We start from the raw sequence: 12,872 nt of genomic DNA, 5'->3' as shown, positions 1-12,872 counted from the left end.
GAAAAACCGAATGTACGAAAGAGATCTGCCCGCCACCGAGGACGCCCTCGGCGCTGTGAACCTGCCGCGCGCCCTCGAGGTCGGCTCGCGCAACCACGCGCTGGCGGGGAGCAAGCCGCGGCTGAGCGCCAACCCGCTCGCCACCCTGTCCGGCGACCCCGGTTCACCGTCCGTGGTCAGCCTCTTCACCGGCGGCTGGATCTGAGAAAAGCTCACGAAGGCGGGCTCGCGCCGCCCGCCTTCGTGATCAACTCTTCGCCGTAGCAGGGGAATCAGCTCGCTATAGTCACGGCGGTGGGGATCCGTTCGTCGCGGGTGATCGGCCGCGATGCCGAACTGGCCGAGCTCTCGGGAGCTCTCGATCGCGCCATCGCCGGACGCGGCGGCGCGATCTTCCTCGTGGGCGAAGGTGGCGTCGGCAAGTCGCGGCTCGCGATCGAAGCCGCTTCGCGCGCGATCGCCGGGGACATCCCGGTGCTGCAGGGCAGGGCCAGTTCGATCGGCCCGCTCGTCCCGTTCCGGCCGCTGACCCAGGCGTTGTTGTCGCATTTCCGCGGCGGCGGCCCGCCGGAGGCGGCCGAACTCGACCCGTTCATCCCCGTGCTCGCCCAGCTCGTCCCGGACTGGAGCCGGGGCGACCGGCCACGGGAATCCGGCTCCCTGATGGTGCTCGCCGAAGCCGTCTTCCGGCTGCTGGCCGTCACCAGCCGCGATCGCGGCGCGCTCCTGGTCCTCGACGATCTCCAGGACGCCGACGCCGAAACGCTGTTCATCCTCGAATATCTCGTCGACAACCTGCCCGCCGCGCAGGCCCTCTTCGTCGGCACGCTTCGCAACGAGCCTTCCGACGCCCTCCGCCTGGCGACCTCCGGTGCCCAGCGGATGAGCTGCGCCGTCCTCGAACTCGGCAGGCTCGGCCTAGCCGACACCCGTGCCCTCGCCGCGGCCTGTCTGGAGACCGAGCCGGGGAACCTGCCGTCGCCCGCGGCCGAACTGTTGTGGCGCAACAGCGCCGGCCTGCCGTTCATCGTCGAGGAACTGCTCCACGGCATGGTGAACGACGGCCTGCTGGTCGAGGGCCGCGAGGGCTGGCGCGTCATCGGCGAACTCCGCGCCCGCGTCCCCGCCGCGCTCGTCACCAGCATCGGTGTCCGGATGGAGCAACTCGGCGAACAGGCGGAGGAGCTGCTGTCGGTCGCCGCGATCATCGGCCGCCGTTTCCCGTTGTCGGTGGTGCAGACGGTCACCGGCACGAACGACCGGACGCTGCACAACCACCTGAGCGCCGCGGTCTCGGCGAACCTGGTGACCACCGACGAGACGACGCCCGGCTGGTACGCCTTCCGGCATCCGCTGACCGCGGAAGCACTGCTGGAGCGCCAGGCCCCGGCGCGGAAGGCCGCACTCGCCCGTCAAGCCGCCGATGCCGTCGAGAAGCTGTACCCGGGCCTGCCCGGCGACCTGTGCGCGCTCGTCGCGTCGCTCCGGCTGACCGCGCTGGACGAGCGCGCGGCGGGTCACCTGTTCGCGGAAACCGGTCGCCGCGCCCTCGACGCCGGTGCCGCGGACTCCGCGGTCACGATGCTCACCAAGGCCGTCGACCTGCTGGCCGGAGCCGACGCGGGTGACCGGGCCGAGGTGCTGGAGAGCCTGCTGTACGCGCTCGGCCAGACCGGGCAGTTCGACCGCGCCGTCGAACTCTCCGCGGGCTTCGGCGAGATCGGGACACTCGAACGGGCCGCCAAACTGCACACCCAGCTGGCCTGGGCCGCCTACATCGCCGGACGGCACGACGAATGCCTCGGCCAGATCGACCGCGCCCGCGCTCCCCTCGGCTCGGCGATATCGCCCGCTCAGCAGGCCGCGCTCGACGCCGTCGAAGCGAACCTCTGGCTCGACGTCCCCGGCCGGACCGGCACGGCGGAACGGCTCGCGCGCCAGGCGTGGAAAGTGGCCGAGGAGACCGAGCAGCCGTTCGTCGTCTGCCAGGCGCTCCAGGTGCTCGGCATGCTCGCGCTGCCGCGGGACCTCACCGAGTCCGAGCACTACATGCAGCTCGCGCGGCGGACCGCCGAGGACAATCATCTGCCTCACCTCCGCACCCAGGCGCTGGTCCGGCTCGGCGGGCATCGCGTACTCATGAACGGCGACGAGCAGACCCTGCTGCTCGCCCGCGCCGACGCCCAACGGCTCGGGTCGATCACGCTGCACTGCGCCGTCGACGCCGTGCGCACCATGCACGCCGTCCTGCGCTGCGACTTCGGGACCGCGCACGCGCTGCTGGAAGAGAACCTCGCCGTGCTCGGCAGGCTCCGGTTGACCGCGTTGCTGCAGTACGCGCACATGACCAGGGCGATGTCGGCCGGGCACCGGGCGGACCGCCCGGCGATGGAACAGGCGCTCGAGGACTTCCGGGAGAGCGGCGGCGAGAACGCGCAGGAGAAGGTCCTCAGCATCGGTCTGGCCCGCGTCTTCTGCTCACTGCTCGAAGAGGACTTCGACCGGGCGCGCCGGGAACTCGACCAGGTCACCGAACTGGAGGACCTGCGGCCGAGCCGATTCCACCTCGCCGGTCAACACGGGCTCAGGACGCTCGTCGACACCCTCGGCGGCGCAGACTGCCCCGAGACCGGATCCGCCGTCAGCGGGATGCGGTGGAACCGGCAGTTCGTCGAGTTCGCACACGCCGTCGAACACGGCAGGCGAGGCGACGCGGAGAAAGCCGCACAGGCGGTGGCCGCCGCACTGGAGGCGTCCGCGCCCTATCCCCTGGCGCGGCACCTCGGACTCCGGCTGATCGCCGAACCGGCCGCCGCCGATGGCTGGGGCGACCCGGCGGGCTGGCTCAAAGAGGCCGAAGAGTACTTCCACGGCAGGGACATCCCAGCCGTGGCGGCCGCCTGCCGGAGCCTGCTGCGCAAGCTCGGCGCACCCGTCCGGCAGCGCCGGGCCGGGGTCGACCGGGTCCCCGGCGACCTGCGCGCGTCCGGCGTCACCGTGCGCGAATACGAGGTGCTGCTCCTGCTCGCCGAGCGGATGGGCAACAAGGACATCGGCGCACGGCTGCACATCTCCCCCAGGACGGTCGAGAAACACGTCGCGAGCCTGCTCGCCAAGACCGGCCTCGCCGACCGTTCGGCCCTCGCCGAACAGGCCGCCGGACGGCGACCTGGCATGCTGTGATCCATGAGCGACCTCACCGTGTACGGCGCCGGCTGGTGCCCCGACGTCAAACGCAGCCGCGCCCTGCTCGACGCCAAGGGTGTCGAGTACGACTACCTCGATGTCGAAGCGGACACCGGCGCCGAGGAGACCGTGCGCGGACTGCAGAACGGTGAGCGGCGCATCCCGACCATCGTCTGGCCGGACGGCACCCACCTGGTGGAACCGAGCGACGACGAGCTCACCGCGCACCTGAACCGATGACCCTTCCGGACGTCCCGGTCGGCACGAGGGTCGTCGTGCGGTACCGGATCGAAGGCGGTTTCACCGACGCTCTCGGCTACCTGCGCTCCCGTGACGACGCGGAATGCACCGTGGAGACCAAACGAGGTCTCGCGACCATCCGGCTCGCGGACATCGTGCTGGCGAAGACGGTCACGCCTCCGCCGGTGCGGCGTTCCGCCTCGTAAGGGGCAAGGACGGTTAGAACCGTCTTTACCACTCACGAGGACTCACCACGGCTCGGAACCCTCGTCGCCTGAAGTACTTGAAGGTGCGGTGACTGTGTCGCGAAAGCCACTTTCGGGACATCAGACGTCGCGAAAGTGGCTTTCGCGACACCGGAACTCCTTGACTGTCCTTAAGGGACACTTGTCACGATATAGATGTCCGATTTTGACGCTTGGCGCACTTTGCGATGGGGGCCGTGAGTGACAATGCGGGTTCTACTGAGGGGTAGGGCAAAGGTGTCGTTGTGGCTGAACCCAAGGTGAGCGAGGGCGTGACTCGCGTGATCAGAGCCGGATCTCGCGTGAGCGCCCATCCCGCCCGAACACGACACGTTCGACCTTCCCCTCAATAACCCTCTTTGCCACTCACGACCCCCGCCGCAAACGCACATGTGGGCATCAGTCGGGCATCTAGTCGCATGAAAGTGTCCCGAGTGGACAGTCAGAGTGCGGTCGGCTCGCGGCGGCCAGTCCAGATCCGCTCCGCCGGGACGACGATGTTGCGAAAGCCACGTTCGCAACGTTGAAGGTTGTGAACGTGGCTTTCGCAACGCCTACCCTGCGGCCGACGCCTTCACGCGTCCCTACCACTCACGAGGACTCAGGCGAGCGGCTTGTCCAGCACCGCCTTCACGTGGCTGAAGTTGTCGATCGAGTAGCGGCCGTGATAGCGCCCCATCCCGCTCTCCCCCACTCCGCCGAACGGCAGCTCGGGTGCCGCGAGATGGATGATCGCCGCGCCGAACACCAGGCCACCCGACGACGTCTCCGTCTCGATCCTGCGCTTCGTTTCGTCCGACTCGGTGAAGGCGTACAACGCCAGCGGCTTGTCGCGTTCGTTGACGAACGCCAGTGCCGCGTCGACGTCGGGCACCTCGATGATCGGCAGGATCGGGCCGAAGATCTCGTCCCGCATCACCGGGGCGTCCGGGGAGACGCCGGTGAGCACGGTGGGCGCGATGTACTTCTCGTCGCGGTCGGACTGGCCGCCGACGACCGCGGTTCCGTTGTCCAGCAAGGCGGCGAGCCGGTCGTAGTGCCGGGTCGAGATGATCCGGCCGTAGGAGTCACTGGTGGCCGGGTCCTCGCCGAACATCCTCTCGACGGTCTTGGCCAGGTGCTCCGCCAGTTTCGGACCGGTGTCGCCGATCGCGAGGACGTAGTCGGGAGCGACGCAGGTCTGGCCCGCGTTGGCGAACTTGCCGTAGGCGAGGCGCAGCGCGGTCACGGCGAGATCCGCGCCCGGCTCGACGATCGCCGGGCTCTTCCCGCCCAGTTCGAGTGTGACCGGCGTGAGGTGTTTCGCCGCCGCGGTCATGACGATCCGGCCGACGGTCCCGTTCCCGGTGTAGAAGATGGTGTCGAACTTCTGCTCCAGCAGCGCGGTCGTCTCCGGAATCGCTCCTTCGACGACGCGGACGCCCTCGACGTACTTAGGCAGATGTTCGGCGATCGCGGCGGAGGTGTTCGGCGACAGCTCGCTCGGCTTCACGACCGCGCAGTTGCCCGCCGCCAGTGCTCCGACCAGCGGCGCCAGCACCAGTTGCAGCGGATAGTTCCACGGCCCGATGATCAGCGCGACCCCGAGCGGTTCGCGGACGACGCGAGCATTCCCCGGCCGCAGCGGCCGGGGAATTTCGGCGGGCTCCGGATTCAACCAGGAGTCGAGGTTCTCCAGCGTGTGGTCGATCTCGTTGCGCACGAGCGCGATCTCCGCGCGCTTGGCCTCGGCGGCGTTTTTGCGAAGGTCGGCGTAAAGCGCCTTGAGGAAGACGTCCTCCTGCTCGGACAGGAGCGTGCGCAACCCCGTGAGCTGCGTTCGCCGCCAGGCCACTGGTTTGGTGACACCGGAACGGAAGAGTTCCCGCAGGTCATCGACGACGGCGGGCGCTTCACTGCTGCTCATGGCTCCGAGCCTAACAATGCGAACCCGACGGGGTGATACACAGAGGAGTGAGAAACGCCGAACGCGAGAAGTTTCATAGCAGGCTGGAATTTCCGTCGAGAGGGGAATTCCATGCGCAGATCTCTGATCCTGACCGCGTGCGCCGTCGTCGTGCTCGGTGTGGCGTCCGCACCGGCCGCGTCCGCGACCGTCGAGCAGGAGCCCGTGTGCACCGTCAACGGCACTCCGACCCGGGGCATCGACAAGGGTGATCACTTCGACATCGAGGGCACGCCCGCCAACGACGTCATCAAGTGCCACGTCACCGACCTGAACGACGGCGAGGAGTCCGTCATCGTCTACGCCGGGGACGGCGACGACGACGTCTTCTTCGGCGGTGTCTACCCCGCTCAGAACGACGGTCCCCCGGACACCATCAACCTCGGAGCGGGCAACGACACGTTCTCGTCCATTGTCGACACCCGCGCGGCGAATCTCGGCATCGTCAACGGGGACGACGGCGACGACACGATCACCCTCGGCAGGGAAGGGTACGACTTCGGCGCGCACGGCAACGACGGCGAGATCCACGGCGGCGCCGGGAACGACGCTCTCACCCTCTACGGCGGCAACGCCACCGACAACGTCAACATCGCCAACGCCGGCACCGGGATCGTCACCGGTGACGCGGGCGACGACACCATCGTCCTGCAGGGTGGGCGCAGCGGGAACACCAAATGCGGCGACGCGGCCAACAGCGGCACCGTCGACGGCGGCGAAGGCGCCGACAAGATCACCCTGACCGGCGGTGAACCTCGGCTCGAGACGTGCGACACCGCGACCGGTGAGGCCAACGGCAACGATGTCGCCGATCCGGAACTGGCCGGAAAGGTACTCGGCGGCCCTGGCCTGGACACGATCACGTTGACCGGCGGCCGCAACAGCGACACCGGCAGGCAGGCACCCAGCAACGACGAAGAAGGCGAGGTCGACGGTGGCGCCGATGGCGCTACCTGCGTCTTTTCTCCGGAAAGCGTCGGTGAGGTCGCCAACTGCTCCTGACCGTCGCCGGGCGGTATAGGGCGTTATACAGAAGGAGCTGAAGGGCGCTTTCCCCGCGTGCCATGCGGGGAAAGCGCCCTTCGCTGCGTGAGATGCGGGGAAAGTCCCCTTCAGCCCTGGGACGTCACGGGTAGCTGACCAGGTTGCTCGGCGTGGTCCCCGGCGGGGTCACCGCCCCCGCGTCGTTGATCACGTGGGTGATGGTCCCCTTGTAGTTCAGCGAAACCGTCACCAGGTTGTGGAACCGGACGCCGGAGCGATTCGGCACCTCGAACGCGTGGTACAGGTTCACCGACGGGTTGTCGTTGAAGAAGCAGTAGCTGCCCAGTCCCCACGCTTCATGCGTGGTCACGTTGTCCCCCACCTTGTAGGCGGCGTACCCGTTGAGCCCGTTGGGACTCTTCCATCCGGCCTGATCCGGGACGTCGTAAGGGATTTCGTTCTGGAAGAAGATCGTCCGGCCGTTCTGGCCGTTCCAGATCACCTGGTACTTCTGGTAATGCTCGACGAACAGACCGGTCGCCAGCACGTTGTCCCCGTTCACGACCACCCCGGTGTCGCCGGTGTTGATCGGCCAGCCATAGGTGCCCGCGTTGCCGTGGTCGGCCCGCCAGGCCCAGATGTGGTCGATGATCGTGTCACGACTGTTGACGATCAGGCTGTTCGTCGCCTTCCCCGCGATCTGACCGCCGATCCGGAAGAACACGTCCTGCAGGGTCGTCGGGTTGGCCGAGTGGTTCGCCGTCGAGCCCGCCGGGCCGACGGTCAGCAACGACTGCGAGTTGGTCGTGCCGGCGTCGAACAGCAGGCCCTTGAGCCGGACTCCGTCCACATCGGCGACCTTCATCGCGTCCACCCCGTTGTCCGGCACGAGCGTCGGATACCCGACCCCGAGGACGACGGTGTTGGCTTTGGTCACGTTCAGCGTCTGGTTGAGGTGGTAAACGCCCGGTGTGAAGAACAGGTTGCAGCCTTGGGAAAGGGCGTTGTTGATCGACGAAGCCGTGTCCCCCGCCTTAACGACGTAGAACTGGCTCATCGGCAGCGAACTGCCCTGGGTGCCGCCGTTGGCCCAGCTCGGCCCGGAAGCGTTGGTACGCAAGGAAGGCTGGAACACACGGTACTTGCCCGAACTGTCGAGGTAGAGATACGGGACGTCGCGGGACACCGGCGTGGTGCCGAGCGTGGTCTCAGGCGGGTTCGGGAAGGTGTTCGCCGGGGCGCCGTTCGTCCCGGAGAACACCATGTTCCAGACGCCGCCTTCCCAGCTGCCGTAGCTGCTGTCGCGGGTGTACCACTGCTGCTGCGAGATCGACGCGGTCTTGCCGGAGACCTTGGTGTCGGCGGTGTACCCGCCGCTGGCGAAGCCGTAGCTGGCCGGGAAGAGGTTCAGCCCGCCGCGGATGTCCATCCGGCGGAACGGCGCGGCCTGCGCGACGGCCCAGCGGGTCGCGCCACTGCTCGGCACGACGGCGAGGTTTTCCGCCGAGCGCCAGAAGTTCTGCAGCGCCACACCCTTGTCCGACTCGTTGAAGGCGTCGACGGTCACGTCACCGTTGATGACGACGTCGCCCGGGTTCTGCCCGAGACCCGCGACGGAGGTGTAGTAGCCGACATCGTCATGGATGCCGTTGTACACACCGGGCTTGAACAGGTGCGCGTACCTGCGTTCGGTGAACTGCGCCGTCAGGGTGTCCTTCTGCGCGTTGAAGTCCGCGTCGAGCTTGGCCTGGATGGACGACGCCGACATCGCCGGGTCGAAGATCCGCACGTTCGGGCCGAAGTCCGGGACCTCGGCCTGGGCGGGACAGGTCGCCTGCGTCGATCCGATCGTGTAGCTCGCCGAGGCGACCGGGGAGGTCGTCGAGCCGGATTTGAGTGCGATCGCGGAAACCGTGGAGGACGCGGAGACCGTGATCGGCCCGGTGTACTGAGTGGACGACGCGGTCGGCGTGGAGCCGTCCACCGTGTACCGGATGGTCGCGCCCGCGGTCGCGGTCGACAACGTCACCGAGCGGGCGCTCGGATAGCTGCCGCCCGGCGGGTCGAACGTCGGCGAGGCGACGGTCGTGCCGCTGCCGCCGTGGGTGTAGCCGAAGTGCGGGGTGTCGTACTGCGGCCCGTTCTTCTCGTAGGTGAACCAGTAGTCGAGCACGGTGCCGGCGGCGAGCGAACCGACGGTGTGCCGCCAGGTCCCCCCGTTGTCGGTCATGCGGACGTTCTGCTGCCCCACTCCCGGAACACCGGTGTAGTGGATGTCGACGTACCGCGCGGTCGTCGCCGGGGTGAAGGAGAACTGTGCCTGGGTCGCGTTCAAGGACGCGGCACTCTGGCTGTAGTCGGCGGCCGCGGCGGTGGCGCCGCCCAGACCAGTGGCGATCAGGAGTGCGGAGAGGCCGAGGGCGAGCACGCCCCGAACCCCTTTCCGCCGTTTGGGCTGCACAAAGATCCGGTTCACGTCGTGACACCTCCGGCGTTGGAAATCCACGGGCGAAGCAATTCGTTGCGCGCCACAACAAAGTAACCGTCCGTGCGATATGTCCAGATCACGCTTCGGTAACAGTGGTGGTCCAGACCACTGACTGCTCCCACCGGAGGCCAGGCGTACGGCCGTTCGGCGTCCTCGGGTGGCGCGATCGGGTGCCTGTCAGCGGTCCGGGACGACGTACAGCGTCGACGCTTCCCCGCCGTGCATGGCGCTCAGGCTGGCTTGGCAGGCTCGGAGCACCTCGCGGTTCGCGACCGTGTCCGGCGGGACGCCGCATCCGTCGCAAAAGAGTTCGACCGATCCCGGGAAGGTCTCGTCGACCTCGACGTCGATCGTGCGATCGCACCGGCGGCACCATCGGTGCCCGGTGACGACCAGGACGTGCATCGGATCGGAGACGCAGCGATGCACCCAGGAGCGGTGGACGTAGCAAGTGGTCCGGACGTGCGCGCTCAGCCCGTGTTCCTCGGCCACGTCTTCGGCGGCGAGGATCGCGGCCAGCCGCCGGTCTTCGATCTCCCCGTACAAGTCCCGGCGCCGGGCCGGAGGTGCCGCGTCCGCCTCCGCGAGCAGTCTGAGATGAGCCCTTGAGGGTGGCGAAGTCCGAAGCACCATGTGGGTCTCAACCTTTCGGCGTCCACCGGAAGTCTTATCAGGTCACTTCCGATTTCGCCGGAGTGACACCCGACCGGGCGACAACGGCGGGTCCGTTTGTACGGCCCTTGTATTCGCGCTGCTCATGCTGACCGGACAACGGGCGAGTTCGTTCAGGAGGCAGCAAGTGTTGACCAAGGTAGCCGTGCTCGCGACCGCGACCGCGCTCTCGTTCGGCGTGGCCGCACCGGCCAGTGCCGAACCGGCCGCGGCCGCGGTGCCCGCGGCCAGCATGGAAGCGGTGCTCAAGGCCGCGCAGATCGACCCGCGCCGGGCCGACAGCGCCTTGACCCCCGGGGCCAAGGACAGCGTGCTCCTGGTGGAGCAGGCGCTGGCGGCCAAGGGACTGCTCGACCAGCAGTACGTCGACGGCCACTTCGGCACGTCGACGATCACCGCGTACTCCAGCTACCAGAAGTCGCTGGGGTACACGGGAATCGACGCCTCCGGCCTGCCGGGCAAGACGTCGCTCGAGAAGCTCGGCGACGGCCGGTACACGGTGACCGCGACGGTCTCGGCGGGGAGCCGCCTGACCTACCACGGCAAGACCATGAACACCCGGACCAAGGCGATGCTGGTGAAGGCGGAGGGCCTGCTCGGCAGGCAGCTCACCATCACGCAGGGCTCGTACAACCCCGGCGGTGTCGGCGCTTCGGCCGGTACGCACGACGGCGGCGGCGCGCTCGACATCGGCGTCGAGGGCATGTCTTCGGCCACGCGGACCGACGTCGCGAAGAAGCTGCGTCAGGTGGGCTTCGCGGCTTGGGTCCGGACCCCTGCTCAGGGTTTCGCCTATCACATCCACGCGATCGCACTGTCCGATCCGGACCTGTCGTCCGGCGCGCAGCACCAGGCCGGTGACTACTACCTCGGCTACAACGGCCTCGCGGGCCGCGGTTCCGACGACGGCCCCGCCGTCTCGCCGAAGGTCACCTGGGAGGAGTACCAGCGCGCGTGACCCCGCTGCCCGAAGGCCACCTCCGCCGACGTTGATCATCGGCGAAAGGTGGCCTTCGGGCCGTCCGCGAACGCCCGGGTAGGCTTCGGCGCGACGGCGAAATCAGCGGGAAGGGAACATCGCGTGGAGGCTCAACCGGTCGGTCAGTGGCTCGACGAGCTGGCTTCGAAGGCCTCGACGCCCGGTGGTGGCGCGGCGGCCGCGATGAACGCCGCCGTGGGTGCCGCCCTGGTCTCCATGGTGTGCAACCTGACCATCGGCAAGCCGAAGTACGCCGAGCACGAGGCGACGATGACCGAGGCCCTCGCCAAGGCCGAAGACCTCCGCGCCCGCGCGCTCGGCCTCGCCGCCGACGACGCCGCCGCGTTCGACGCCGTGGTCGCCGCCTACAAGCTCCCCAAGGCGACCGACGAGGAGAAGCAGGCCCGCAGCGCCGCCATCCAGGCCGCCCTGGTCGGCGCGGCCGACGTCCCGCTGCGGACGGCCGCCCTCGCCGCCGAGGTCGTCGATGTCGCCGCCTCGATCCTCGAAGGCGCCAACACCAACGTCATCTCCGACATCGCGGTCGCCGCCTCCTCCGCCAGGTCCGCGCTCGAGTCGGCCGTGGTCAACGTCGAGGTCAACCTCGCGTCGATGTCCGACGAGCAGCTGCGCAAGGAGACCGAAGCCCGGCTCGCCGAGCACACCCCCGCCGCCGGGCGCGCCGACGCGCTCGTCGCCGCCGTCCGCGAGAGGATCGCCCGATGACGCTGATCGACGGGCGCGCGATCGCCGCCGCCATCACCGCCGAGGTCACCGAGACCGCCGCCAAGCTGCGCGAGTCGGGCACCGCTCCGACGCTGGCCGTGCTCGTGCCGACCGACGACGACGCCACCGCCTGGTACGTGCGCTCGATCGAGCGCGCCGCGAAGAAGGTCGGCGTCGACTGCCGGGTGGTCCAGCTCGAGAAGCCGACCGGCGAGGACGTCACCCGCGAACTCGACAAGCTGTCCGCGGACCCCTCGGTGCACGGCATCATCTGCCAGACCCCGCTGCCCGAGGGCGTGACGCTCGACCACGTCGGCGCGCACATCGACCCCGCCAAGGACGTCGACGGCGCCAACCCGGTCAGCCTCGGCCGCCTCACCGCGGGCCTCCCGACCTACGCTCCCGCGACCGCCGCCGCGGTGCTGGAGATCCTGAAGCGTGAGCAGGTCGCCCTGTCCGGCGCCCAGGTCGCCGTCGTGGGCCGCTCGACCGTCGTCGGCAAGCCCGCCGCGCTCCTGCTGCTCGGCGAGAACGCGACCGTGACCGTCTGCCACTCCCGCACCAAGGACCTCGCGGCGGTCACCAGGACCGCGGACGTCCTGGTCGTGGCCGTCGGCCGCGCGCACTTCGTCGGCGCGGACCACGTCAAGCCCGGCGCCGTGGTGATCGACGTCGGCACCAACCCGACGCCCGAAGGCGGGCTCGTCGGCGACGTCGATCAGGCCGCGGTCGAGGGGATCGCGGGCTCGATCACGCCGGTCCCCGGCGGCGTCGGCCCGGTCACCACTTCGCTGCTGCTGCGGCACACGGTCACCGCCGCGCAGGCCTGACCCCGGAGCCGACGACGGCGGCCACGGTCTTCCGGACCTGGGCCGCCTCCGGCCTGGCACCCGTGCGATCGGCGAACAGCAGATGCGTCGCGCCGATGAGCGTCGCCGCGAGCGTGTCGACGTCGGCGTCCTCGGCGATCCTGCCCGCTTCGCGTTCCGCCTTGAGATAACCGGCGATCATCACGGCCGCCTGCGTCAGCACCGGGACCCCGGCCGGCCACTCGCGGCGCAACCGGGCACGGAGTTCGTCGCGGAAGATCACGAGCGGGACGATCGCGACCGCGACCGATTCGAACACCGCCGTGAGTGCCTCCGCAAGGTTGTCGACGACCGTTCCGGTACCGACGGCCTGGTGAAGGCTCTCTTCGTCCAGCTTCTCGACCCGGTCCAGCACGAACTCGGCGAGGAACGCGTCGAAGTCGTCGAAGTGCCGGTGCAGCACGCCTTTCGCGCAGTCCGCCTCGGTGGTCACCGCGCGGCTGGTGAGACCGCTCGGCCCGTCTCGCAGCAGAACGCGTTCAGCGGCGTCGAACAACTGCGCGCGCACGGCGCGCAGGGCCACCCCGGTCGGCATACG

At 68.9% G+C, this 12,872-nt stretch carries 12 protein-coding genes; 8 read left to right on the top strand and 4 right to left on the bottom strand.

Annotated elements, in window-relative coordinates; all coding sequences use genetic code 11:
• Window positions 1–10: 10 nt before the first annotated feature.
• From ACLJRM_RS17790 to ACLJRM_RS17775, 4 genes are all read left to right on the top strand, one after another.
• Entirely contained in the window at window positions 11–205 is a 195-nt protein-coding gene (locus ACLJRM_RS17790; RefSeq protein WP_101608033.1) for a hypothetical protein, read from the top strand.
• Between the two features lie 89 nt (window positions 206–294).
• Window positions 295–3,183 (top strand): ATP-binding protein, encoded by a 2,889-nt coding sequence (locus tag ACLJRM_RS17785; RefSeq protein WP_410663637.1) that lies wholly within the window; start codon window positions 295–297, stop codon window positions 3,181–3,183.
• 3 nt (window positions 3,184–3,186) lie between these two features.
• On the top strand, window positions 3,187–3,426 hold the full coding sequence (locus ACLJRM_RS17780) for a glutaredoxin family protein (protein ID WP_410601109.1): 240 nt from the start codon (window positions 3,187–3,189) through the stop codon (window positions 3,424–3,426).
• Window positions 3,423–3,632 carry a ferrous iron transport protein A gene (locus tag ACLJRM_RS17775; RefSeq protein WP_410663636.1) on the top strand — a complete coding sequence of 70 codons (210 nt, stop codon included), beginning with the start codon at window positions 3,423–3,425 and terminating at the stop codon, window positions 3,630–3,632. Before ACLJRM_RS17780 ends, ACLJRM_RS17775 begins: the two co-directional genes overlap by 4 nt.
• Window positions 3,633–4,272: 640 nt before the next feature.
• On the opposite strand, the gene ACLJRM_RS17770 is transcribed toward ACLJRM_RS17775, so the two are convergent.
• On the bottom strand, window positions 4,273–5,595 hold the full coding sequence (locus ACLJRM_RS17770; protein ID WP_410663864.1) for an aldehyde dehydrogenase family protein: 1,323 nt from the start codon (window positions 5,593–5,595) through the stop codon (window positions 4,273–4,275).
• Between the two features lie 93 nt (window positions 5,596–5,688).
• On the opposite strand from ACLJRM_RS17770, the gene ACLJRM_RS17765 reads away from it, so the two are divergent.
• Window positions 5,689–6,618: a hypothetical protein gene (locus ACLJRM_RS17765; RefSeq protein WP_410663876.1), complete on the top strand. Its 930-nt coding sequence runs from the start codon at window positions 5,689–5,691 to the stop codon at window positions 6,616–6,618.
• A gap of 124 nt (window positions 6,619–6,742) precedes the next feature.
• Here the strand turns inward: ACLJRM_RS17765 and ACLJRM_RS17760 are convergent, their stop codons facing one another.
• Both ACLJRM_RS17760 and ACLJRM_RS17755 read right to left on the bottom strand, forming a co-directional pair.
• Window positions 6,743–9,076, bottom strand: coding sequence for a chitobiase/beta-hexosaminidase C-terminal domain-containing protein (locus tag ACLJRM_RS17760; protein WP_101608039.1), 2,334 nt, complete (start codon window positions 9,074–9,076; stop codon window positions 6,743–6,745).
• Between the two features lie 189 nt (window positions 9,077–9,265).
• On the bottom strand, window positions 9,266–9,721 hold the full coding sequence (locus ACLJRM_RS17755) for a hypothetical protein (RefSeq protein WP_410663635.1): 456 nt from the start codon (window positions 9,719–9,721) through the stop codon (window positions 9,266–9,268).
• Between the two features lie 166 nt (window positions 9,722–9,887).
• Between ACLJRM_RS17755 and ACLJRM_RS17750 the strand changes: the two genes are divergently transcribed.
• From ACLJRM_RS17750 to ACLJRM_RS17740, 3 genes are all read left to right on the top strand, one after another.
• Window positions 9,888–10,718 carry a peptidoglycan-binding protein gene (locus tag ACLJRM_RS17750; protein WP_101608041.1) on the top strand — a complete coding sequence of 277 codons (831 nt, stop codon included), beginning with the start codon at window positions 9,888–9,890 and terminating at the stop codon, window positions 10,716–10,718.
• 123 nt (window positions 10,719–10,841) lie between these two features.
• On the top strand, window positions 10,842–11,465 hold the full coding sequence (locus ACLJRM_RS17745; protein WP_410663634.1) for a cyclodeaminase/cyclohydrolase family protein: 624 nt from the start codon (window positions 10,842–10,844) through the stop codon (window positions 11,463–11,465).
• Window positions 11,462–12,295 (top strand): bifunctional 5,10-methylenetetrahydrofolate dehydrogenase/5,10-methenyltetrahydrofolate cyclohydrolase, encoded by an 834-nt coding sequence (locus ACLJRM_RS17740; RefSeq protein ID WP_101608043.1) that lies wholly within the window; start codon window positions 11,462–11,464, stop codon window positions 12,293–12,295. Before ACLJRM_RS17745 ends, ACLJRM_RS17740 begins: the two co-directional genes overlap by 4 nt.
• Here the strand turns inward: ACLJRM_RS17740 and ACLJRM_RS17735 are convergent.
• Entirely contained in the window at window positions 12,276–12,869 is a 594-nt protein-coding gene (locus ACLJRM_RS17735) for a TetR/AcrR family transcriptional regulator (RefSeq protein ID WP_101608044.1), read from the bottom strand. The genes ACLJRM_RS17740 and ACLJRM_RS17735 overlap by 20 nt on opposite strands.
• Window positions 12,870–12,872: the final 3 nt, after the last annotated feature.

The organism is Amycolatopsis sp. lyj-84, from assembly GCF_046549075.1.
GTDB lineage: Bacteria > Actinomycetota > Actinomycetes > Mycobacteriales > Pseudonocardiaceae > Amycolatopsis.
The sequence above is the reverse complement of the archived record's forward strand: the minus strand, read 5'-3'. Positions and strand labels throughout refer to the sequence as shown.